Here is a 21842-nt window from a genome sequence, read left to right as displayed (position 1 = left end):
AATATTTATGGGTAATTAAAATTTATTATGGGAGAGAAAATGGTAGTTCCCAGATTTGGCACCCAACAGACTCGTTCAAGGGGAGGCTCCTCCCACCAACAGGCCTTGATTAATTTTGACTTAACCCCTGAAGACCTTGAAATCTATCTCGACGAATACGTTATTGGCCAGCGTGAGGCCAAGGCCGTTCTCGCCACCAAGATTTGTACCCATTTCCGTAGGGTGCGTTATATGCTTGAACGAGGTGGTCGCTTTCAAGACGCTGGTTTTGTTAAAAATAACGTCATTATGATTGGCCCCACCGGAGTGGGGAAGACTTACATGGTAAAACTCCTGGCGCAAAAATTAGGAGTTCCTTTTGTAAAGGGAGACGCCACGAAATTTAGTGAAACCGGCTATGTAGGTGGCGATGTGGAAGACCTGATTAGGGATCTCGTCCACGAAGCTGATGGTGATATTGAACGGGCCCAGTTTGGCATTGTTTACCTTGACGAAATAGACAAAATTGCCTCTTCTGGCAATCTAATAGGCCCTGATGTTTCCCGCACCGGTGTTCAACGAGCCCTTCTTAAGCCCTTAGAGGAGACAGAAGTTGATTTAAGGGTCCCTCATGACCCGGTTAGCCAGCTAGAGGCCATTGAGCATTATAGGCGTACCGGCCAGAAAAAACGTAGAACTATTAACACCCGCTACGTGCTCTTTGTAGTCTCCGGCGCCTTTAGCGGCCTTGAAGAGATAATAAAAAAACGCTTGCGTAAACAGGGCCTCGGGTTTATGGCCGAAGTTGCCTCTAAACAAGACGCCGAAGTTAATTATTTGCGTTTTGTGAAGACCGAAGACCTTATTGAATACGGATTTGAGTCTGAATTTGTAGGGAGGCTTCCGGTAATCACGGTCTTTGATCCTCTTACCGTTGATGAACTTTACGAAATCTTATGTAATCCAAATAGCTCGGTAATAGTTAATAAAAAGAGGGATTTTCGTGCTTACGGCATAAATTTGGTTTTTGAAGACGAAGCCTTAAAACTCCTGGCTATTCAGGCGGAAAAAGAAAAGACCGGAGCCCGGGCTTTGGTACGGGTTATTGAGAGGGCGCTAATTCCTTTTGAAAAGAGACTTCCCTCCTTAAGGGCTCGCTTTTTTGTAGTTACTAAAGAACTGGTTGAAGATCCTCAAGGAATGTTGGCCACCTTTGAGGCCAACCCTCATGATCCGTCATGGGAAGCCAGATATAAAAGGGCTCTTGAAGAAGAAACCAAGCGCATCAAAAAATTCATTGAGGAGCGGCAAAAAAAGCTCTGGCGCGGCAAGGGTATAAAACTTACCCCTGAGCGTATGGAGCTGGCTATCGCTCTTCACCGTCGCGATGATTTTGATCTTCATCAGGCCCTTGAGGAGCTTTTTATTTTGATGCGACAGGTCAAAAACTACGAACGTAGCTTTGAACGGCGCACGGGGTTTAAGGTTTCTTTTTCTGATGAAGCCCTTGATTTGATACTTAGGCACATTATAGAAATGGATCAGGGTGTTTACGCTTATTGTGATAGGATTTTAAATCTTCTCGAGTATGGTTTAAGGTTGGTTAATGAGCGTACCGGGCAGGTTCAGTTTACTATTCCCAAAGAAGCTATAGAACAGCCTGATCTGTATTTAAATAGCCTTATAAGGCACACCTATTCCGGTAAAAAGTCATGAAGAGAAAAGTCCTTTTAGGTTTGGCTGAAGCCCTTGCTCTTGATTTTGAAAAAATATTGGCCGAAGAAAATTTAAATGTTATTAAGGCCTCTGATGGCCAGGAACTACTTGATTTAGCCCGCGAAGAAAAACCGGATCTTATTATTCTTGAAAGGAAGCTTCCTGTTTTAGATGGTCTTTCAGCTGTTCTTCTTCTCAAAAATGATCCTGAAACTCAAAATATACCGGTAATAGTGGTATGTGAATGTCGGGAAAGGCAGGAAGAAGAAGCTACTGACGCTGGTTGTGATGCCTATCTTACCAGACCTTTAACTAACGATAAAATTAAAGAAATTTTAAATAGATTTTACCGGGAGAGCTAAAGTGATAGGAATTTCTAAACTCTATTGTGGAACAGTAGAAGCCTCTGACCCTTTACGCTACGGCCGCCGGGCCAAAGATTTACCTTCTCATTTACTCCAGTTCTCTAAAGATAAAAAGCCGGTCGTGGTCTGGAACGTTACTAAGCGTTGTAACTTGCGTTGTATCCATTGTTACGCCCACGCTACGGCCAAGGCTGACCCTGACGAACTCACCACTAAAGAAGGCATGGCCTTGATTGAAGACCTGGCTCAATTTGGCTCACCGGTCATGCTTTTTTCAGGCGGTGAGCCCCTTATGCGGGAAGACATTTTAGATTTGATTCACAAGGCCGTGTCTCTTGGGATGCGGGCCGTTATTTCCACTAACGGCATTTTGATAGACAGACCTCTGGCCCGCGAGCTTAAAAAACTCGGTTTATCTTATGTGGGAATTAGCATTGACGGGCTTGAAGAAGTTCATGATAAGTTCCGGGGAGTCAAAGGGGCCTTTGCCAAGGCCATGGAGGCCGTGGAAAACTGCCAGGCTGAAGGCATAAAAGTTGGCCTTCGTTTTACTATTAATCGCCTCAATGCCCAGGAAATCCCTAAAGTGTTTGACCTGGTTGAAGAGCGAAAGATTCCGCGCATCTGTTTTTATCATCTGGTTTACGCCGGCCGGGGCACCAAACTCATGGAAGAAGACTTAAACCACGAAGAAACCCGCTACTGGGTAGACTATATAATCGACCGCACTAAGGAACTTCATGATAAAGGCCTGAAAGTAGAGGTATTAACCGTGGATAACCACGCTGATGGCCCTTATCTTTATCTGCGCATGAAACGCGAAGGTAATCCTCGGGCCGAAGAGGTTCTTGAACTTTTGCGCATGAATGGGGGGAACAATTCCGGAGTGGGCATTGGTTGTGTATCCTGGGATGGCTCAGTCCATGCTGATCAGTTCTGGCGCCACTATTCTTTTGGTAACGTGCGCGAGCGCCCGTTTAGCGAAATCTGGATGGACACCAGTGACCCTCTTATGGCCAAGCTTAAGGAAAAATGGAAGCACGTAAAAGGCCGCTGTGCCAAGTGTCGTTTCCTTGATTGCTGTGCTGGGAATTTCAGGGTGCGAGCTGAAGCCGCCACTGGCGACCTCTGGGCCCCTGATCCGGCTTGTTATCTTACTGACGAAGAAATAGGTTTAAAGTAAGGAGGAGTTATGGCCCCTATAAAAAGAGCGCTTATTAGTGTTACGGATAAAACAGGAGTAGCGGAATTTGCTAAGGCCTTACATGAGTTAGGCGTAGAAATTATTTCCACCGGAGGCACGGCAAGGGTCATACGAGAGGCTGGCGTTCCTGTAGTTGATGTTTCTGAGGTTACCGGCTTTCCAGAAATGCTTGACGGCCGGGTAAAGACCCTTCATCCCAAGATCCACGGCGGTATCCTGGCCATACGTTCTAACCCGGAACACATGCGCCAGTTAGAAGAGCAGGGCATAAAGCCTATTGATCTAGTAGTGGTAAATCTTTACGCCTTTGAAAAGACTGTGGCCTCTGGGGCAAGCCTTGAAGACGCCATTGAAAACATAGACATTGGCGGCCCCACCCTTTTAAGGGCATCGGCCAAAAACTTCCGCGATGTTACCGTGGTGGTTGATCCAGCTGATTACGAGCTGGTTCTTAAAGAAATGCGCGAAAACAACGGTGAAACCACCTTAAAAACCAGGTTTGAACTGGCCCGCAAAGTCTTTGAAACCACAAGCAAGTACGACACGGCCATAGCCAATTATTTAAAGACTATAGATCCGTCATCTTTAGCCTGATGATTTGTGTTTCTCTGGTAGAAAAGACCCGGGGCGAAGCCTTACAGGCTTTGGCCCGGGCGGAAAGTTTGGCGGATTTAATAGAAATTCGTTTAGATGCCCTTGAGTCTCCTGAAATAGATCTTTTTTTGGAGAGGGCAAATAAATCTCTTCTTTTCACCTATCGCGCCAGAGAAGAAGGCGGTCTTAAAGAAAGCTCTTTAGAAGAGCGCCTAAACTATCTTAACCAGGCGGCTCAAAAAAAGGCCTTCGCCGTAGATTTGGAATTAGCTTCTGGTGAGCAAGCCATCAGTGAATTAAAAAGGGCCTGCCAGAAGACCAAGCTTTTACTTTCGTTTCATAATTTTCAGGGCACTCCTGCGCAGGAAGAATTAAAAGAAATTGCCAGGCAAATGAAGGAAGCCGGTGCTGACCTAGGTAAAATAGTTACTTATGCCCGCGAGCCTGAAGAAGCCTTAATTCCTTTATCTTTAATTTCCTGGGCTAGAAAGGAACTATCTTTTCCCCTGATTGCTTTTGCCATGGGAGAGGCCGGCTGTTTCTCAAGGGTCGTGTGCCTTCTTCTCGGTTCTCCGTGGACTTATGCGGCTCTTCCTTTAGGGGAAAAAGCAGCTCCTGGCCAGCTTCGCGCTGATACCTTACGCTCTATTTTTGAGAAGCTAAAAACTACTTAATCGCATTTGGAATAACCGCAACTACGGCATAAGAGACAGCCTGATTCTGTCTCAAGTGGGCTGCCGCAATCAGGGCAGGGGCCAAAACTTTTTCCTTCTTCGGGTTTAATCTCAAAGTTTATAGCCTCCGCCAGCACTTTAGCAATGGCGTCCGGGCAGGAAAGAATAGGACGTCCTTCTTCCCAGGTAGGTGAAGGGCAACGGATACCAGCCAGCTGTTTGATAATGGACTCTGGAGCTACGCCAGAGCGCAGGGCAAGGGAAATAAGACGGCTTACAGCCTCTATCTGGCAGGAGGCACAGCCACCGGCTTTGCCCATGGTGGCAAAAACCTCGCAGAGGCCTTTTTCGTCCCAGTTAACGGTTACGTAAAGATTACCACAGCCGGTGCGAATACGGCGGGTAAAACCGCGGGTTACCTTAGGCCTTGGCCGTGGCGCCAGGCCCTCGCCACGCCTTAGCTCAAGCACCTGCCTGGGGCGGCTCCCGTAGCGATACACCGTAACACCTTTTAGCCCTAACTCATAAGCCAGGAGATAAACTTTACGAATGTCTTCTTTCGTGGCGTTTTCCGGGAAGTTTATGGTCTTTGAAACGGCGTTATGCACGTGGCGTTGGAAAGCCGCCTGAATCTTTAAGTGTTCTTCTGGAGTGATGTCAAAGGCGGTAACAAATAACCTTCGTAGGTCTTCAGGGATTTCTTCTATTTTTTGGATAGAACCAAGGCTCAAGGCCTTATCAAGTATTTTCCTTATTTTTTTTTCGGAAAATCCGTGTTCTTTTAGGGCCTTCAAGAAAAGGGGGTGAAATTCTTTTAAGTCGGTGCCGTCAAGCACGCGGCGGGTGTAAGCTACGGCAAAAAGAGGCTCAATACCAGACGAACAGCCGGCGATAATGGAAATTGAACCTGTAGGGGCGATGGTAGTGGTGGTGGCGTTGCGCATAAAAGGCGTCTCCGAGCTATCCCAGATGCTTCCTTTGTAAGCCGGAAAGTTGCCACGTTCTCTGGCTAGTTCAGCGCTTTTTTTGACGGACTCTTCGGCTATAAAAGCCATGACTTCTTCGGCTATTTTTACGGCTTTTTCTGAGTTGTAGGGGATACCGAGTTTAATCAGCATATCGGCAAAGCCCATGACACCCAGGCCGATTTTTCTGGTTTTTTTAGTCATCTCTTCTATTTGGGGAATAGGAAAGCGGTTTACGTCAATAACGTTGTCCAGAAAATACACGGCTAGATGAACTGTCTCTTTGAGGCTCTTCCAGTCAATTTTTTGATTTTTTACAAAACGTGAAAGGTTAATAGAGCCAAGGTTACAGGATTCAAAGGGAAGAAGCGGCTGCTCACCGCAATTGTGGGCGATAAAACCATTGGCATCAAAGGCGTTTATACCGGGCACTTGGCAGTCATAGACCTCTTCATAACCAGCTGGGATTATTTCTTTTATTTTGGTTAGAAATCGTTCTTTGTTGAGACTTCTTTTGTATTTGGATAGCAACTCTTTTAAACGAGCCGCCTTTTTTTGGTGTGAAAAGCCTATTTTTTCAGCGAAAGCTTTGATGTTTTCTTTGCTAATAATTAACTCGTGAGAATCCTTTGTTAAGTAAAGATTTTTTCCTCCCTTACCATTGGGTAGTAGTCTGTAATCTTCTTTGCGTCGGTTAGTGTGAATTTTTGAAAAAATGCCCAACCGCAAGAGCATACGCTGTACGGCTTTAAGTAAAGCCAGGTTAGATTGAGAGAGTCTTATGCTTACCCCTTTACTTTGCGTCCCCTGCACTGAACCATCCGCGTCAAATAATCCCTTTAAAAAACCACGATAAAAGTTACTGGATTTTTGTTCTATTAAAGGGGTTATATTTTTGCCACCGATTTCTAAACCTAGGGAGCTGGCCAGCTTTTTTAAAGAAGCGCTTTTTAAGCGATATTTTTTGCGTTCTGGTAAAAAGGAAAAACCTTTAAAATCTTGGCGATGAGGAAGAGTTTTTATAGCTAAAGAAATTTCTTCTAAAATGCCCTCTATACCGGGTTCTTTCCAAACAGACAATATAGCACTGTCTTCTTTTATAGTGCCATCCCCTATAAGAAAGCCTATTAAATAGCCTTCTTCATAAGTACCTTCTCCTGACCAGCTATTTTCTGTGAAATGGGCATTAACTAAGAGAAATTCGCCTGGTTTGAGTTTCTGGGCCTCTACCCATTCAGTTTCAAGAGAATTTCTGGTAAAAGAAGCCGCTTTTAATAGCAAATGATTGGCAGTTACCTTTAATTCAAAACCTTCTTCGGTAACGATTTTTAAGACTGGTTTCCGCCCGGTTGAGAAAAATCCTTGGGGGGCCGGATAGTCTTTTCCGTTTACTCTGGCTTTGAATGGATAGTTAACTAAATTTTTCACCTGGCGCGGGCCTTCATCGGTCATAACCCAGGTGTCACCAGTAACACAAGGATTGGTGGCTTCAATTTCTCCCAGGTGAGGGGTAGGGTTTTTAGCGTTTATGGTATCAATGAAAATGACTCCCGGGTCTCCTCTTAACCAGGCGTTTTCCACCAGCAGGTCAAAGAGTTCTTCGGCTGAAACCTGGCGGACCACTTCGCCATTTCGTGGATTTATAAGGGGGAAGGATTCTTTGTTTTTGAGGGCCTTCATGAAGGCGTTGGTTACGGCCACCGAGATGTTGAAATTAGTGAGTTTGGTAAGATCGTGCTTAACGGTGATAAATTCTTCTATGTCCGGATGGTCAATGCGCAAAATGCCCATGTTGGCCCCGCGGCGAGTGCCACCCTGCTTTATGGCCTCAGTCGCGGCGTCATACACCAGCATGAAAGAAACAGGCCCGCTTGAGACCCCGTGGGTGGACCGCACAATGTCTCCCTTAGGACGCAGGCGGGAAAAGGAAAAACCGGTGCCGCCTCCTGACTGGTGAATAAGAGCGGTATATTTCAAGGTTTCAAAAATAGAGACCAGTGAGTCCTCTATGGGCAGGACAAAACAGGCCGAAAGCTGGCCAAGCTCACGGCCAGCGTTCATCAGGGTAGGAGAGTTGGGCAAGAAATAAAGGCTTGTCATAAGATTATAGAATTTTTCTTCGGTTTCTTTTAAGTCGGCTTTGGGGTTGTAAATCAAGTCGGCGGAAGCCACGGTGCGAGCTACCCGGCGGAACATCTCTTCAGGTGTTTCCACAGGGTTTCCTTCTTCATCTCGCTTAAGATAGCGCCTGGCAAGAACGATGAGGGCGTTTTCAGTTAAACTAAGCCTGGTTTGAGGAAGCACCATTTCCTCTTTTCTCCTGCTTTTTTCTTAGTTTTAACGAGAATTAAAAGAAATGGCCAGAGGAAAGTAGGGACAGGCAAAATTTTAAGCCCAGGCGAAAATATGTCGATAGTAGGGACAGGCAAAAAAATTCTACAGCCACTTCTCTTGAAGCTGGGTCAGGAATGGCTTTTATGATAAGCTCGTCAAGTTTGGGTTTCCCCTGTCAGTAATCTTTGAATCCTTTTAAATAGAGGGTTTCAGTGGCGGGATCCCATTTTACCAACATGAAAGGCCCTGTGCCTATAGGTTTGGTGATAACGCCGTTTTTGTCCATCTTAGAATGGGGAGAAACTATAGAAACTTTTGAGTAGTGAAGGGTAGCGGGAAAAGCAGCGTAAGGTTCTTCGGTTATAAAATCAATGGTGTAATCATCTATAACTTTTATTTCTTTGAGACCTTTGAAAAAATAATTTTAATTTTGTTTTCTATTCTCCGTTTTGGCCATTAAAGCAAAAATCTCTGATTTCTATCCCTTTTGCTTATCTCTTCTCCTTCAAAATTTCTTAATTTTTCCAGGTTTTAATCATGTTTTCCTTATTATTTCCTCCTTCCTCTTCATCTGCCACGCTAAATTCAAAAGATTATACGTAAAACAGGTTAAAAATAAATGAATTTCGTTGGCAAATAGTCCCACATATCTCGCCTTCTCCCTCTGAAGATGTAAGGAAAAAATGCCAAATACTCGCTCTACCTTGGCCCTTATACGAGAAAAAATTCGATTCCTCTTCTTCTGTCTGGCCGAAAGGGGCCTATTCCTCCTGGCCTTTGCTAAAACTCCACAAAATATCCCCTTCTTACGACACCTCCTCCTTAACTCTTGCTTATCATAAGCTTTATCTGCAAAAACACTTGCCTCTTCTCCTTCAAGTAATTCATCAAGAACTTGGGAATCGTGCACGTTAGCTGGTGTGCAAACGAACTCTGAAACAAACTCATTTTTAACGTCAATAGCAATATGGTCTTTGTAGCCGTAGACAGTCTTTTTGCCTTTTTTGATAAAAGAGGCATCATCATCCTTGCCAGGACGTCTAGCCGCTTTAACCAGACGAGCATCAATGATTTTGCCAGAGCGAAGTTCAAAACCCTTTTGAGCGAGCTGCCGTTTAAGTTCTTCAAAGCACCTACGATAAAGGTTCAAGGATTTGAGATCAGAACGGAAGCGAGATATAGTAGAGTAGTCAGGAACGGGGTCAATAGCAGAGAGGCCAAGGAAGCGACGGTAGAAGAGGTTGCCTTTGAGCATAAGTTCCATTTCCGGGTCAGAGTGGCCGTAGATTTGTTGAATGATGAGGATTTTTAGCATCTGGACGGGGTTATAAGCCTTGCGTCCAACTTTAGAAGGATGAAGAGAAACGAGGATTTGTTGAAAAGGATCCCAATTGATGAGTTTATTGATACGAGCCAAGATGTCATCAGGTAAGTTTTGATAGATAAGATGTTCGCCTATAGTTAGATTTGTATTATTTTCTCTGAACATAAATGAAGCTCCTTTAGTTTTTAAGTAGATTTATCATGAGAAATATTACTATTCAACAAATTTTGCAAAGGTCTCTGTTAAATAGATTTTTCGCTTCTTATCTTCTGATTTTAAATTCTTATTTTTAGCGGAATTAAACGAAATTACCAGAAAATGACCAGAGAATTATTAGCGGATTTTGGGTAAGAGATTTTTGATTTATTGACGAGGCAAGATTGACATGAAAGCAGAGGGGGCGGAAATTTCCGCCCCCTCTGGATCTTGATTACTTCCGTCTGGATCTGTAAAAGCCTAAAGCACCAAGGCCCACACCGATTAAGACGACGGTGGAGGGCTCGGGAATGGGGCTAGCAACTGGAATATTACTAGCAGCATCAGCAGGGCTGGTTCCTAAAACATAGTAGTAGTCAAAGGTAACGGAGTCTCCCACGGAGAGATCTCCAAGGTAAAATGCTAATCCGATAGTATAGTCTCCGTTTCCGTCATTGTTTCCGTTGTAATAGAATTCAGGATCGCCTGACCATGCAAATGAAACTCCCGTATTGTGGGGGACAAGAGAATCAGAATATAAGCCGATGGTCCAGTTACTGATAGGTCCGGCAGCGTAAACCCAATCCTCTGGCGAAAAAGAACCAAACCCTCTAGCATTATTGGTGTCAAAGATACCAAAGTCATTTGTGTCTTGATCGGGATCAATAACCCTCAAAAAATAAACATCGGTCAAATCATTTAAAGCTGTAACAGTAGTGGAAAATTTGATAAATTTATCACTGTCATTGAAATAAGTTTCTATTGCCACATCAAAATAAGTTCCTAGTGAGCCTTCCCATCTAATAAAGTTGTCATAACCAGAACCGCTAAGGTCGGTTAAGGTTCCTATAAAAACAGACCAGTCATTGTTATTCCCTATTATACCCGATTCATTACTTTTAAGATAAAAACCTTCAAACGGATCGCCTGGCTGAAGAAAGTCTTTACCCCCACTCCCGGGAAAAGATGCCGTTCCAGAAGGATCATATTGAATTCCGGGAAAATTAAAACCATTACCAAGAGTTCCGTCTTCTGAAACTTGGGTATAAACATAGTTACCTTCCATAACAATAGGGGCAGCCTTTGCATTTGATACAGCTAGACCCAACATTAAAACCGCTAAAAACAAACTACTTAAAACCTTCTTAAACATAACCCCTCCTCCTTTGGTTATTTTTTTGAAGTGAGATAATCTAAATTAAAGTAGATAGATAATAGCCACTAAATTCTGTTTCCCACCTCCTTTTTGTTTTTTCTATTTTTAATAAAGAGCAAATATTATGCCAATTTAAATAAGGGTGAAAATTAAAGAAAAAAGGAGAAAAAAAGAGATTGCCAAATAAGCCAGCAAAAAAGAGGGAAAAAGACTTCCACTTTGTGGGAAATTTTTTTTCATTGTGGGAAAAATTTTTCCACTCCCCAGAAGGGGCTTTTAAAGAGCATTATATATCAGGGTTTAGCTTTTTACTTGACAAAATAGCTATAAATCTTTTAGTAATTGTTAAAGAAAATCAAAAAGAGGTTTTTATGGCAGAACAAAATAATTCTAAGCAAGAAGATGCTCTTATCCAGCTCGAAGTTTTTAAAGAATACATTCGCCGTAAGGGCCTTAGATACACCCCAGAGAGAGAGACCATTATCAAAGAAATATTTTCTCTTTCGGGGCATTTTGACGTAGATGGACTTTATCTACGCCTACGTAACAAGGGCAAAAAATTATCCAAGGCTTCTATTTATCGAACTATTCCTTTGCTTATTGACTGTGGCCTTCTCCAGGAAGTTTACCATGAAGATGGCCATATGCACTACGAGCCGGCTTCGCCTCATCCCCATGGCCATATAAGATGTCTTGAGTGTCGCCGAGTAGAAGAGTTTGATGATGAGCGCATTAAGCAAATTCAAAAAAACGTAACTGAAAAATACGGATATCGTATTACAGGTATTCGTTTTGAGATATTAGGGTATTGCCCTGATTGTTTAAAGAAAGTCCCTGTTTAAAGAGGGAAAATGGCGGAATTAAAACTCGATGACTTACGTACCGGAGAAAAAGGAAAAATAGTAAAAATTTTAGGAAACGGTTCTTTTCGTATTCGTTTGATGGAATTAGGTTTTGTGCCCGGTGCCGAGGTAAAAGTTGTAAGATATGCCCCTCTAAAAGACCCTGTAGAGTACGAAATCAAAGGTTATCACATCACTTTAAGGCACGAAGAAGCTGCCCAAATTTTAGTTAAAAAATTAGATTAAATTTTGCTTGACTGGCCCTTTCAAATTGCCGATCATTAATTAAAACTTCGTGAGGCGTAAATTGTTAGATTTCTTTTTTAAACCAAGGGCCATTGCCGTTGTAGGGGCTTCCAGGGAACCGGGAAAGGTTGGCCATGATGTCTTAAAAAATCTTTTAGATTTCAAGTTTCCTGGGGCCATATATCCAGTAAATCCCAAAGCCCAGGAGATTTTAGGGCTTAAAGTGTATCCTTCTATCAAAGACCTTCCCCAAAAAGTAGATCTTGCCATTGTGGCCGTGCGAGCCTCTTTTGTTCCCGAAGTTATTTCTCTTTGTGGCCAGAAAGGCATAAAAGGGGCGGTGGTGCTTTCCTCTGGTTTTAAAGAGATGGGCCGTGAAGGGGCGAAACTTGAGCAAGAGCTCGTTAAAGAGGCCAGAAATTACGGAATTCGGGTTATAGGGCCTAACTGTCTGGGGATTCTTGATACCTATTCGCATTTAAACGCAACCTTTGCTGCTTTGAAGCCTCTTAAAGGCAAGATCGGCTTTTTTTCACAGTCAGGGGCTTTATGTCTGGCGGTACTAGAGTGGTCACGAGCACAAAAAATAGGCCTTTCTCGTTTTGTTAGTTTAGGTAATAAGGCTGATATTTCTGAAATAGAATGTTTAAGGGCTCTTGCAGAAGACCCTCATACGGAAATTATAATGGGCTATCTTGAAGGCATTGAAGATGGACGCGCCTTTACCGAAGTAGCGGCCGAGGTTTCTCGTAAAAAACCTGTGATAATCTTTAAAAGCGGCACAACGGCTGCAGGGGCAAGGGCGGCTTCATCACATACCGGGTCCCTTGCTGGTTCTGAAGAGGCTTTTTCAGCCTCGGTAAAAAGAGCAAGGATTATCAGGGCGCAAACACTAAGAGAGTTTTTCAATCTTGGCCTTTTCTTTGCCTGTAACCCACCGATGTCTGGCCCTTATCTTGGCATACTTACTAACTCTGGTGGCCCAGGCATTGTTGCTGCCGATGCCTGCGAAAAATCTTCTCTTGAGCTTCCAACCCTTCCCACCGAGACGGTGGAAAAATTACGAAAAGTCTTGCCGCCCTATGCTTCGTTTTATAATCCCGTTGACATTACTGGTGATTCTGATGCTGAACGTTACGAAAAGACCTTGTCCCTTCTTCTTGAAGATAAAAGCCTAAACGGCCTTTTGGTTATCCTTTCGCGTACAGCTATGGTGGACCCTGAAGCGGTGGCTCGAATACTTTCTGATAAAAAAGATATTAAGCCACTTGCCGCCTGTTTTATAGGTGAGGAAAGTGTTAGAAAAGCCAGGTCTCATCTTTTGAAAAAACATATACCTCATTATGAATTTCCCGAAGAGGCGGTCTCTGCTTTTGAAAAAGCGTGGATTTATGAGTACAGACGAAAAAGGCCGCCGGTTAAAATCAAGCGCCTTAAAGTAGATTTTGAAAAAGCGGCTCAAGTTTTACAAACTTTACGTTTAGAGGGGCGTAACCATTTTCTTGATCATGAAGTAAAACAGCTTCTAGAAGCCTATGGTTTTGCTTTTCCCAAAAGTTTGCTGGCGCGCACTACGGATGAAGCCCTTTTAGCGGCCAAAGTTATAGGATACCCTGTGGTCTTAAAAGTTGCTTCCCCACAGGTGCAACACAAAACTGATATTGGCGGCGTAAGGCTTAATATTAAAAATGATGAAGAACTAGTAAAAGCTTTCCAGGAAATGATCATCAATGTCCGTAAACGCCTGCCAGGTATCTCAGTTTTAGGGGTTATAGTCCAGGAGATGGTCCCTAAAGGCAAAGAAGTTATCGTAGGTTTCTTGAGAGACCCTCAATTTGGCCCCATGGTAATGTTCGGCCTAGGAGGCATATACGTAGAAGTTATGAAAGACGTGACTTTTAACCTGGCGCCTTTGAGTAAAGAAGAGGCCCTTGAAATGATTAGGGAAATTAAAGCTTATCCAGTGCTTAAAGGTATAAGAGGCGAACCAGAAGTTGATATGAATGCTCTAGCGCGTTCCATAGTGGCCATGGGTCAGCTTGTTTCTGATTTTCCTGAGCTAAGTGAGGGGGAAGTAAACCCATTGATTGTTGGCCCTAAGGGCTCCAAAACCATAGCCGTTGATGCCCGCTTAAGTTTAGGGGGAGAAAAATGAGTATTGTTTATGTTTGTTCAACCTCAGGTTTTTCTGGCAAAACATTGGCCCTCTTGGGGCTTGGCCAATTTTTTAAGAAAAAAAATATTCCTTTTTCTTATCGCAAACCTGTTGGAAACCGGCCTGTTTATCAAAATGGTTATATTGTTGACGATGACGCCGCTTTTCTGGCAAAGGTTTTTGAGCTTGATGTCCCCCTTGATAAGCTTTCAGCCGTAATTCTTACGCAAGATACAGTGGTGAAAGGCTTTAAAGGCGAATTAGAAGCTCTTATGCCTCAAGTTTTGACTTTTTGTGAAGAGGCACAAAAAGAGGCTGATGTCTTATTACTGGGTGGATACGGAAGTCTTTACTCAGGAAAATTTTTGGGGATCTCTGGTGTTGATCTAGCCAAAAGCCTAAATGCTCACATATGTTTAGTAGTACGCTACGAGGGAGAATACGTGGTAGATTACATTTTGCAAGCGGCTCAAGAATTTCCAGAACAAAAACTCGGTGTGATTTTTAATGACATACGTGAAGAGCACCTTTATAACTATCAAGATCTCATAAAGCCTTATCTAGAGAAAAAGGGAATAGAGATTCTTGGAGAAATCCCTCATCATAACAAGTTAGCTGCTGTTTCTGTGAAAGACTTAAGGGAATACCTTGGGGCTCGCCTTTTGGGCCATACCGCTGAAGACCGCCTGGTGGAAAGTTTCCTCATTGGTGGTATGCAAGTGGATAAAGCCATTCAATATTTTCGTAAGCTTTCAAATTTTGGTGTTATTGTGGGAGGAGATCGCTCAGATATTCAGCTAGCGGCTATTGAAACTGGAGCGGTTTGTCTCATCTTAACTGGTGGTCTTTATCCTAACGAAATAATTTTAGCCAGAGCAGAAGAGAAACAGGTAGCCATTCTTATTGCGAAAGAAGATACCTATTCGGTGGCCAGACGCACTGAACGCCTTCCTGGGCAGGCTCGCATACGCCATCCAGAAAAGCTTTCCTGTGCCTTTGAAATAACGGCTCGCTCCCTTGATTACGACAAATTAGCCGAATTCGTAAGCTAATCTTCAATTATAACTATGGCGGTGGCGTAAAGTCTTTCGTGAGAAAGGGAAACGTGTATTCTTTTACCACCCAAAAATTTGAATCGTTCCAAAGCGCGGCCGTGTAGTCTCATAAAAGGTTTTCCTGAAGGTTCGTGAAGAAGTTCCATTTCTTTCCAGGAAACGCCGCGAAGCCCGGTGCCAAGAGCCTTGGAGCAAGCTTCTTTAGTGGCAAAATAAGCCGCTACATAAGTAGCTATGAATCTTTTGCGAGAAATAGCATTTTTTTCTTTCTCAGTAAGAATTCTGTTTAAAAATCTTTTCTGGTGCTTGGTAAGCACTTTTTCTATGCGTGGAACTTCTACCAGGTCAATTCCTAGGCCAATTATCATAATGAACTCCCAAGAATTTTTTAGTTTTGGTTAGCAGAACAGATTTTATAACCATTCACTATTAACCGTTAGCCATCAACTAAAAATTTTTTAAGAAACTCCCTCTTTTTGCCGAAGATAGAAGAGACATCTGGTCAAAGACCTTTAGGAGATAGATTATGAAAGTACTGGTGGTTGATGACTCAAAATCCATCAGGCAAATCGAAAAACGTTATTTACTAGGCATGGGTTATGAAGTTCTTGAAGCTGCTAATGGAAAAGAGGCCCTTCAGGTGCTTGAGGAAAATCCCGATGTCGCCCTTATTCTCCTTGACTGGCACATGCCAGTGATGAATGGCTACGAATTTTTAAAGACCGTTCGCCAGGACCCACGCTGGAATAACGTAAAGATTATGATGGTCACTACTGAAAACCAGGAAAAAAGCGTAATTGACGCCATTATGGCCGGAGCTAACGAGTATCTTATGAAACCTTTTGATCAAGAAATGCTTGAGTCCAAGATCCGTTGGCTTATGGAGGAAGCCCTGTGAGAAAGATTCGTGTTCTGATAGTGGATGACAGCCCCCTTATTCGTCGCCTTATTTCTGAGGCTCTAAGAGCTGACCCTGACATTGAACTGGTTGGCACAGCTTCAAACGGCAAGGAAGCTATTGATAAAGCCAGGCTCTTGCGCCCTGAAGTAATTACTCTTGACATCGAAATGCCTGTTATGGATGGGCTTACGGCTTTAGAGAAGCTCAAGCGCCTTTATCCTAAGATTCAGGTAATAATGTTTTCCACTCTTACGGAAAAAGGCGCTAAAGAAACTATAAAGGCTTTGTCTTTAGGGGCCTTTGATTTTGTCACCAAACCTTCTACCAGTTCTTTAAATGAAAGTATTAAGCGCATAAAAGAAGAGCTCATCCCAAAAATAAAAACAGCTGTTCCTAGAGTAACTAAACCAGTAACACCGGCAAGGCCACTCCCTTCAAGGCCTTCAGTAGTTAAACCAGCGGTAAGAGCCGTTCCTCGAAGGCCTATTGTTGGAAGAAGAGAAGTAGTGGCCATTGGTGTTTCTACTGGAGGGCCTAAAGCCCTTTCCGAAATAATTCCCAAACTTCCGGCGGGCTTTCCAGTTCCTATTCTTATTGTGCAGCACATGCCGCCCCTTTTTACAGCTCAGCTGGCCGCAAGACTTGATCAACTTTCATCTTTGAAGGTCATTGAAGCTCAGGCTGGCGTGCCGGTAGGGCCTGGAAAGGTATTTATTGCCCCGGGTGATCAACATATGGAGGTAGTTAAGCGAGGGGTGGCTAAGGTCATACACTTGCACAAAGGCCCTCCTGAAAATAGCTGTCGTCCTGCAGTAGATGTTCTTTTTCGCTCAGTAGCTAAAGTTTACGGAGGCCGAAGTGTGGCCATGGTGCTTACAGGAATGGGGCAGGATGGTCTTGCAGGAGCCATGGTTTTGAAAGAGGCCGGAGCTCTTATTGTGGCTCAGGATGAAGCTACTTCTACGGTTTACGGTATGCCAAGGGCGGTAGTTGAAGCCGGTCTTGCTGATTATGTGCTGCCCCTTCAAGAAATACCTTTATTTCTTCAGAAAATATTCTTGCAACGGAAGGTAGCATGAGACCCGAAGTATATCGTTTTTTTGCAGATTTGGTTTTTAAGCATAGCGGTATAGTTTTAAAGGAAGAAAAGACATACCTTATTGAAAGCCGCTTAAGGGAACTTGCTAGGGCCCTTAATTATCGTGATGTGGATCAATTATATCAGGTGGCCTCAAAACGTCTTACCCCTCAGCTTCGCGACGAAATTATTGAGGCCATGACCACTAATGAGACCTATTTTTTTAGAGACCAGCATCCCTTTGAGGCCTTACGTAAAGTGGTAATTCCTGAGTTAAAGAAGCTAAGGGAAAAGGAAAAAGAGCTACGATTCTGGTCGGCAGCGGCTTCAACCGGTCAGGAGCCTTACAGTTTGGCCATGCTCATTCACGAGTATTTTCCTGATCTGCTTTCTTGGCGTATCCAGATTCTTGCTACGGATATATCTCAGGAGGCCCTTAAAAAAGGTCAGAAGGGTGAGTACTCACAGATAGAAGTAAACCGTGGGCTTCCTGTTACCTTTTTGGTTAAGTATTTCAAGCAAAACGGGGCCAAGTGGAAGGTTCAGGATAAGATCCGTCGTATGATTCAATTTCGCAAGTTAAATCTGGTAGAACCCTTCCCACCTACGCTTGGTAAGTTTGACGTAGTCTTTTGCCGTTACGTGCTCATTTATTTCTCTCCAGAAATAAAAGCCAAGGTCTTAAAAAATATTAGTCGGGTGATGAAACCTAAAGGTTATTTGTTTTTAGGTGCTACTGAAAGTCCACAGGGGCTTCCTCAGGGTTTTAAACGCAAGATTATCGGAAGGACTATTTGCTATCAGTGGGAAGGTTAAAGTTTTTTCTGTTTCTTAACGAATAGTAGGAAGAAAGGCCTTTAATAAGGAGGAAGTTATGAGTTTTGAAGAAGATGTCCTAAAGGACTTTATTACCGAGGCTAAAGAAAATTTAGAACGTTTAGATGAAGAATTTGTTGAACTTGAGCAGCGGCCAGAAGACAAAGAGCTTTTATCAAGTATTTTTAGAACTATTCACACTATCAAAGGAACAGCTGGCTTCTTTGGTTTTAAAACTTTAGAAGCCATTGCCCACTTTGCTGAAGATATCCTGGCCAAACTTCGTGACGGATTAGTTGTAGCTGATGAAGAAACTATAGACGTGTTACTAAAGTCGGTGGATTACATTAAGGCCATAATTGCCGCCCTTGAAGAAACAGGGAAAGAACCTATAGATGATACCTATCTTGAATTTCTGGTGGATTTGCGAAATTTTGCCGAAAAAGTGGCCAAAAGAGCTGAAGGGGGAGGGGAGGATAAAAAGCCATCTCAGGAAGCGAAGGCGGAAGAGGCTTCCGAGACTTCTCCTGAAGAAAAAGCTAAAACCGAAGAACAACCTAAATCTGAAAAGACTTCCGAGAAAGAAAAAACCCAACCTGAAGAACAGCCCCAAAAAGAAGCTGAGGCCAAAGTTCCAGCCCCCAAGAAGGAGCCAGAGAAAAAAGAAAAAGCAACTCCAAAAACAGATAAAACTCCTCATGTCCAGCTTACTGAGACTCATGTACGAGTAGATGTCAAACTTCTTGACCAGCTTATGAATCTGGCTGGAGAGCTTGTTCTTTCCAGAAACAGGCTGGTGCAAATTGCCTCCAGACTAAGCGACTCAGAGCTTCAAAACGCCACGCAAAATCTTTCTTTAGTAACTACTGAGCTTCAAGAAAAGATAATGAAGACGCGCATGCAGCCTATTGGTAATGTGTTCAATAAGTTCCCTCGCATAGTGCGAGACCTTGCCCGTTCAACAGGGAAGAAAGTTACTTTGCGCATAGAGGGGGCTGATACTGAGCTAGACCGTTCTATCATTGATGCCATAAAAGACCCACTAACCCACTTAGTGCGTAACTCTATTGACCATGGTATCGAAGATCCTGACATTAGAGTTCAGGTAGGTAAACCTCCTGCTGGTACGCTGATTCTTCGAGCTTATCATGAAGGGGGCCAAGTAGTTATAGAAATTGAAGATGACGGCCGAGGTATAGACGTTGAAAAGGTAAAACAAAAGGCCATTGAAAAAGGCTTAATTTCTCCTTCTGAGGCCGAAAAATTAAGTGATCGAGAGGCTTTGGCCCTGATTTTTAGGCCTGGTTTTTCCACGGCGGAAAAGGTCACTAACATTTCTGGCCGTGGTGTGGGCATGGATGTAGTTAAAACTAACGTAGAAAAACTTGGTGGAAGTATAGATATTCAGTCTGTACTTGGGGCAGGAACAACTGTTAGACTAAAGATTCCGCTTACTCTTGCCATTATCCCCGCCTTGGTGGTTACCTGTAATAGTCAACGTTACGCTATCCCTCAAGTAAGCTTGAGAGAACTGGTAGGCCTTTCAGAGGAGACCCGTAAAAATATCCATCAGATTGGTAATTCTGAATTCTTTAGATTGAGAGGAGAGATGGTCCCCATAATCAGGCTCTCTAAAATTCTTGGCGTACAACCCAGTGAGGAAAATCATAAAGAAGAAAGTCTCGTGATTCTTACTAGTGGGGCTATGGACTTTGGGCTGGTGGTAGATGAGATATGGGATTCTGAAGAGATAGTAGTAAAGCCCCTTGGTAAGCATTTCAAAGACCTTTCCATTTTTGCCGGGGCGACCATCATGGGTGACGGAAAAATGGCTCTTATTCTTGATGTAGTTGGCATTTCTAGAAAAATTGGCCTTAAGACCGAGGATGTAGATCGTGCTAAAGAAACGATAGTAAGCGAAACATTCACCGAAGATGATCAGCAATTCATTTTACTCTTCAATGTAGCTCCTGAAGAACAATTTGCCATTCCCTTGGCTTTAGTGGCTCGTTTAGACAAGATTTCAGCTGATAAACTTGAGTTTGTCGGTGGTAAAGAGATTATTCAATATCGTGGGCGTAGTATGCCGATTATTCGGCTTGAAAACTTCCTGCCTATACAACCCTTGCCTGAACAGGAAGAATATCATTTGTTGGTATTTGCTGAGGGTGAAAACGAGGTAGCCCTTTTAGTGTCCCGTATCGTAGATAGTATCCAAACTAAAATAGATCTTGACGAAAAACTCTATCAAATTGAAGGGGTTTTAGGTTCGGCGATTATTAAAGACCGTACGACGCTTTTCTTAGATGTTTACAAGATCATTGAAATGCATGATCCCTATTTCTTCGTAAAAGTTGTCCCTCAAGATGATAGACCTTATCGAGTACTTCTGGCCGAGGATTCTCCATTTTTCCGTCAAATGATTGCCAATTATTTGGCTTCCTCTGGTTATGAAGTAGAAACTGCTACTGATGGCCTGGATGCCTGGGAAAAACTCCAGAAAGACTCTTTTGACGTGCTGATTACTGATATTGAAATGCCAAGGATGACCGGTATTGAACTGGCCAAGCAAGTGCGAAGTGACGAACGCTTTGCCAATCTTCCGATTATAGCCCTTACTTCTTTGGCTAGTGATGAAGACCGACGCCGAGGTCTTGAAGCTGGAATTGACGAATATCAGGTGAAACTTGAAAGAAGCAGAGTACTTGAATCTTTAGCTGAGCTATTAAAAAGGAAAAAAGAAGAAGCGCAGGCAGCATGATGGCTTTTGATCCATATCGTATTTTAGGAATATCTCCTGGAGCAAAACCAGAAGAGATAAAACGGGCCTTCAGGCGTAAGGCCCGTCTCCTTCATCCTGACAGAGGAGGAGAAGAAAAAGCCTTTCGGGAGCTTAAGCGTTCTTATGAATTTTTAAAAAAGAAACACTTAAGCCCTTCCCTTGAAATTGTAAAAAAACGGCCCGGACAAGGGAATTATGTTTTTTCTTTCTTAGATGTAACGGCTAAAGAGTTGGCCCTAGGGGCTGAAGTAGTGGTTGCGGTGCCAGGTCCTCCAGTTAAATGTGAGGCTTGTCAGGGAAAAGGAAAAGATTTGTCAGGTCGTAAAATTACGTGTGAAGTTTGTAAAGGAAAGGGACAAATTTTTTTGAACGATAAGAATATAGCGATTTCGTGCCCCCATTGTGAAGGTAAAGGTGTTAAATGGCTTGATTTATGCCCCCACTGCCGAGGAAAAGGAGCTATAGCTCAAGACATGGAAATAACACTTAAACTTCCTTTGGGAGCGCGACCTGGAGATATTCTTTATTTACCAGCAGAAAAAGTTGAAGCCCGGGTGGATCTTTATTTTGAGCTCCAAGTCCATGAGTCTTGTGGCTTTTATTTTGAGGGAGAAACTTTAGTTCTAAAAGTTAGAGTTCCTTTTTGGGAGGCAGCCTTAAAAGAAGAAATTTCTATCTGTACCCTTGAAGGTCCTGAAACGATAAAGATTCCTGAAAACTTTTCGCAAACATATTGTGTGACCTTACCAAAGAGAGGGGCTTATTTATCTGATGGTTCTCGAGATGATTTATTAGTTAAATTTGAGGTCTATTTTCCAGAAAATTTGCCGAAAATAGTATGCCAAAAACTTAAAGAAATAAAGGAAATAATGAAGGAGGTAAAAGATGAGCCTACCAACTCCTGAAAAACAGGAAAAAAGTATAGTATCTGAAAAAACTAAACTTTTTATTACTTTTTGGTTAGCAGATTTTTTGTTTGCTTTGCCGGTGGAAGAGGTAGTGGAGATTAATCGTTCCCTTGATATCACACCAGTACCACAAGCTCCTAATTACGTGAGCGGAATAATTAATCTGCGTGGTCAAATACTTACAGCTATTGATCTGGCCCAAAGGATTGGGCTTAAGAGAGAACGAGAAGCCAATCATAACGTAATTGTGGGCCGAGAAGAAGAACCCCTAAGCCTCTTGGTAGAACAAATTGGTGATGTGCTTGAAATACCAATTTCTCAAATAGAAGAACCACCAGAGGTAATAGAAGGTATTGATACTGATTTTGTAAAAAATGTATCCAAGCTTCCTGATAGACTTTTAGTAATTCTTGATTCTGAAAAATTGTTTAAAGTTTAGATTGATCGCCACGGCGACTATGTCACCTCGCGAGAGCTTTGCTTCGGCACTTTGTGGCTCTCAATGACCTTGCTGGGCCACTTCGTCGGCCCTGCGGGGGCTCCTCGTAAATAT

At 43.1% G+C, this 21842-nt stretch carries 19 protein-coding genes and 1 pseudogene; 15 read left to right on the top strand and 5 right to left on the bottom strand.

Annotated features, from left to right (window positions below; genetic code table 11):
- The first annotated feature begins 39 nt into the window (after nt 1-39).
- From THEIN_RS01840 to aroD, 5 genes are read left to right on the top strand one after another with little or no spacing between them, the layout of a single operon-like run.
- Nucleotides 40-1695 carry an AAA family ATPase gene (locus THEIN_RS01840; protein ID WP_013906992.1) on the top strand — a complete coding sequence of 552 codons (1656 nt, stop codon included), beginning with the start codon at nt 40-42 and terminating at the stop codon, nt 1693-1695.
- Nucleotides 1692-2057, top strand: coding sequence for a response regulator (locus tag THEIN_RS01835; RefSeq protein ID WP_013906991.1), 366 nt, complete (start codon nt 1692-1694; stop codon nt 2055-2057). Before THEIN_RS01840 ends, THEIN_RS01835 begins: the two co-directional genes overlap by 4 nt.
- Nucleotide 2058: 1 nt before the next feature.
- Entirely contained in the window at nt 2059-3243 is a 1185-nt protein-coding gene (gene ahbC / locus THEIN_RS01830; protein WP_013906990.1) for a 12,18-didecarboxysiroheme deacetylase, read from the top strand.
- A 9-nt stretch (nt 3244-3252) separates the two neighbouring features.
- The gene (locus THEIN_RS01825) at nt 3253-3858 is read left to right on the top strand and encodes an IMP cyclohydrolase (protein WP_013906989.1); all 606 of its coding nucleotides are present in this window, start codon (nt 3253-3255) and stop codon (nt 3856-3858) included.
- Nucleotides 3858-4532, top strand: a complete 675-nt coding sequence (gene aroD, locus THEIN_RS01820; protein WP_013906988.1) for a type I 3-dehydroquinate dehydratase — start codon at nt 3858-3860, stop codon at nt 4530-4532. Before THEIN_RS01825 ends, aroD begins: the two co-directional genes overlap by 1 nt.
- On the opposite strand, the gene THEIN_RS01815 is transcribed toward aroD, so the two are convergent.
- From THEIN_RS01815 to THEIN_RS01805, 4 genes and pseudogenes are all read right to left on the bottom strand, one after another.
- A complete protein-coding gene (locus tag THEIN_RS01815) occupies nt 4529-7804 on the bottom strand; it encodes an LAGLIDADG family homing endonuclease (RefSeq protein ID WP_013906987.1) in 3276 nt (1091 codons plus the stop codon). The genes aroD and THEIN_RS01815 overlap by 4 nt on opposite strands.
- Nucleotides 7805-8006: 202 nt before the next feature.
- A pseudogene (locus tag THEIN_RS11895) lies at nt 8007-8231 on the bottom strand (ABC transporter substrate-binding protein); the annotation flags it as partial.
- A 135-nt stretch (nt 8232-8366) separates the two neighbouring features.
- Nucleotides 8367-9320: an IS5 family transposase gene (locus THEIN_RS01810; RefSeq protein ID WP_013906986.1), complete on the bottom strand. Its 954-nt coding sequence runs from the start codon at nt 9318-9320 to the stop codon at nt 8367-8369.
- A 265-nt stretch (nt 9321-9585) separates the two neighbouring features.
- Complete coding sequence (locus THEIN_RS01805; RefSeq protein WP_013906985.1) at nt 9586-10503, bottom strand: PEP-CTERM sorting domain-containing protein; 918 nt, start codon at nt 10501-10503, stop codon at nt 9586-9588.
- A gap of 374 nt (nt 10504-10877) precedes the next feature.
- Here THEIN_RS01805 and THEIN_RS01800 point away from each other — a divergent pair, with 374 nt between their 5' ends.
- From THEIN_RS01800 to THEIN_RS01785, 4 genes are all read left to right on the top strand, one after another.
- Nucleotides 10878-11348 carry a Fur family transcriptional regulator gene (locus THEIN_RS01800; RefSeq protein ID WP_052299080.1) on the top strand — a complete coding sequence of 157 codons (471 nt, stop codon included), beginning with the start codon at nt 10878-10880 and terminating at the stop codon, nt 11346-11348.
- Nucleotides 11349-11357: 9 nt separating this feature from the next.
- Nucleotides 11358-11594, top strand: a complete 237-nt coding sequence (locus tag THEIN_RS01795; protein WP_013906983.1) for a FeoA family protein — start codon at nt 11358-11360, stop codon at nt 11592-11594.
- Between the two features lie 61 nt (nt 11595-11655).
- Nucleotides 11656-13749: an acetate--CoA ligase family protein gene (locus tag THEIN_RS01790; protein WP_013906982.1), complete on the top strand. Its 2094-nt coding sequence runs from the start codon at nt 11656-11658 to the stop codon at nt 13747-13749.
- A complete protein-coding gene (locus tag THEIN_RS01785) occupies nt 13746-14801 on the top strand; it encodes a phosphotransacetylase family protein (protein WP_013906981.1) in 1056 nt (351 codons plus the stop codon). The genes THEIN_RS01790 and THEIN_RS01785 overlap by 4 nt, the downstream gene beginning before the upstream one ends.
- Here THEIN_RS01785 and acpS read toward each other — a convergent pair.
- On the bottom strand, nt 14798-15172 hold the full coding sequence (gene acpS / locus THEIN_RS01780) for a holo-ACP synthase (protein ID WP_013906980.1): 375 nt from the start codon (nt 15170-15172) through the stop codon (nt 14798-14800). The two genes, THEIN_RS01785 and acpS, sit on opposite strands and share 4 nt — an antisense overlap.
- 158 nt (nt 15173-15330) lie before the next feature.
- Between acpS and THEIN_RS01775 the strand changes: the two genes are divergently transcribed.
- The 6 genes from THEIN_RS01775 to THEIN_RS01750 are packed head-to-tail and all read left to right on the top strand — an operon-like array spanning nt 15331 to nt 21728.
- Nucleotides 15331-15702, top strand: a complete 372-nt coding sequence (locus THEIN_RS01775) for a response regulator (RefSeq protein WP_013906979.1) — start codon at nt 15331-15333, stop codon at nt 15700-15702.
- The gene (locus THEIN_RS01770) at nt 15699-16784 is read left to right on the top strand and encodes a protein-glutamate methylesterase/protein-glutamine glutaminase (protein WP_013906978.1); all 1086 of its coding nucleotides are present in this window, start codon (nt 15699-15701) and stop codon (nt 16782-16784) included. The genes THEIN_RS01775 and THEIN_RS01770 overlap by 4 nt, the downstream gene beginning before the upstream one ends.
- The gene (locus THEIN_RS01765) at nt 16781-17599 is read left to right on the top strand and encodes a CheR family methyltransferase (RefSeq protein WP_013906977.1); all 819 of its coding nucleotides are present in this window, start codon (nt 16781-16783) and stop codon (nt 17597-17599) included. Before THEIN_RS01770 ends, THEIN_RS01765 begins: the two co-directional genes overlap by 4 nt.
- A gap of 58 nt (nt 17600-17657) precedes the next feature.
- Nucleotides 17658-20360, top strand: coding sequence for a hybrid sensor histidine kinase/response regulator (locus THEIN_RS01760; RefSeq protein WP_013906976.1), 2703 nt, complete (start codon nt 17658-17660; stop codon nt 20358-20360).
- Nucleotides 20357-21286: a DnaJ C-terminal domain-containing protein gene (locus tag THEIN_RS01755; protein ID WP_041434455.1), complete on the top strand. Its 930-nt coding sequence runs from the start codon at nt 20357-20359 to the stop codon at nt 21284-21286. The genes THEIN_RS01760 and THEIN_RS01755 overlap by 4 nt, the downstream gene beginning before the upstream one ends.
- Nucleotides 21267-21728 (top strand): chemotaxis protein CheW, encoded by a 462-nt coding sequence (locus tag THEIN_RS01750; RefSeq protein ID WP_013906974.1) that lies wholly within the window; start codon nt 21267-21269, stop codon nt 21726-21728. The genes THEIN_RS01755 and THEIN_RS01750 overlap by 20 nt, the downstream gene beginning before the upstream one ends.
- Nucleotides 21729-21842 lie beyond the last annotated feature (114 nt).

The organism is Thermodesulfatator indicus DSM 15286 (genome assembly GCF_000217795.1).
In the GTDB taxonomy this organism is placed as follows: Bacteria; Desulfobacterota; Thermodesulfobacteria; order Thermodesulfobacteriales; family Thermodesulfatatoraceae; genus Thermodesulfatator; species Thermodesulfatator indicus.
Note: the sequence above shows the minus strand (reverse complement) of the source record. Positions and strands in the feature narration are given on the sequence as shown.

Coding starts and splice junctions, on each gene's coding strand:
- THEIN_RS01840 (WP_013906992.1), top strand. CDS start 40: ATGGTAGTTCCCAGATTTGGCACCCAACAGACTCGTTCAAGGGGAGGC.
- THEIN_RS01835 (WP_013906991.1), top strand. CDS start 1,692: ATGAAGAGAAAAGTCCTTTTAGGTTTGGCTGAAGCCCTTGCTCTTGAT.
- THEIN_RS01825 (WP_013906989.1), top strand. CDS start 3,253: ATGGCCCCTATAAAAAGAGCGCTTATTAGTGTTACGGATAAAACAGGA.
- aroD (WP_013906988.1), top strand. CDS start 3,858: ATGATTTGTGTTTCTCTGGTAGAAAAGACCCGGGGCGAAGCCTTACAG.
- THEIN_RS01815 (WP_013906987.1), bottom strand. CDS start 7,804: ATGGTGCTTCCTCAAACCAGGCTTAGTTTAACTGAAAACGCCCTCATC.
- THEIN_RS01810 (WP_013906986.1), bottom strand. CDS start 9,320: ATGTTCAGAGAAAATAATACAAATCTAACTATAGGCGAACATCTTATC.
- THEIN_RS01805 (WP_013906985.1), bottom strand. CDS start 10,503: ATGTTTAAGAAGGTTTTAAGTAGTTTGTTTTTAGCGGTTTTAATGTTG.
- THEIN_RS01800 (WP_052299080.1), top strand. CDS start 10,878: ATGGCAGAACAAAATAATTCTAAGCAAGAAGATGCTCTTATCCAGCTC.
- THEIN_RS01795 (WP_013906983.1), top strand. CDS start 11,358: ATGGCGGAATTAAAACTCGATGACTTACGTACCGGAGAAAAAGGAAAA.
- THEIN_RS01785 (WP_013906981.1), top strand. CDS start 13,746: ATGAGTATTGTTTATGTTTGTTCAACCTCAGGTTTTTCTGGCAAAACA.
- acpS (WP_013906980.1), bottom strand. CDS start 15,172: ATGATAATTGGCCTAGGAATTGACCTGGTAGAAGTTCCACGCATAGAA.
- THEIN_RS01775 (WP_013906979.1), top strand. CDS start 15,331: ATGAAAGTACTGGTGGTTGATGACTCAAAATCCATCAGGCAAATCGAA.
- THEIN_RS01765 (WP_013906977.1), top strand. CDS start 16,781: ATGAGACCCGAAGTATATCGTTTTTTTGCAGATTTGGTTTTTAAGCAT.
- THEIN_RS01760 (WP_013906976.1), top strand. CDS start 17,658: ATGAGTTTTGAAGAAGATGTCCTAAAGGACTTTATTACCGAGGCTAAA.
- THEIN_RS01755 (WP_041434455.1), top strand. CDS start 20,357: ATGATGGCTTTTGATCCATATCGTATTTTAGGAATATCTCCTGGAGCA.
- THEIN_RS01750 (WP_013906974.1), top strand. CDS start 21,267: ATGAGCCTACCAACTCCTGAAAAACAGGAAAAAAGTATAGTATCTGAA.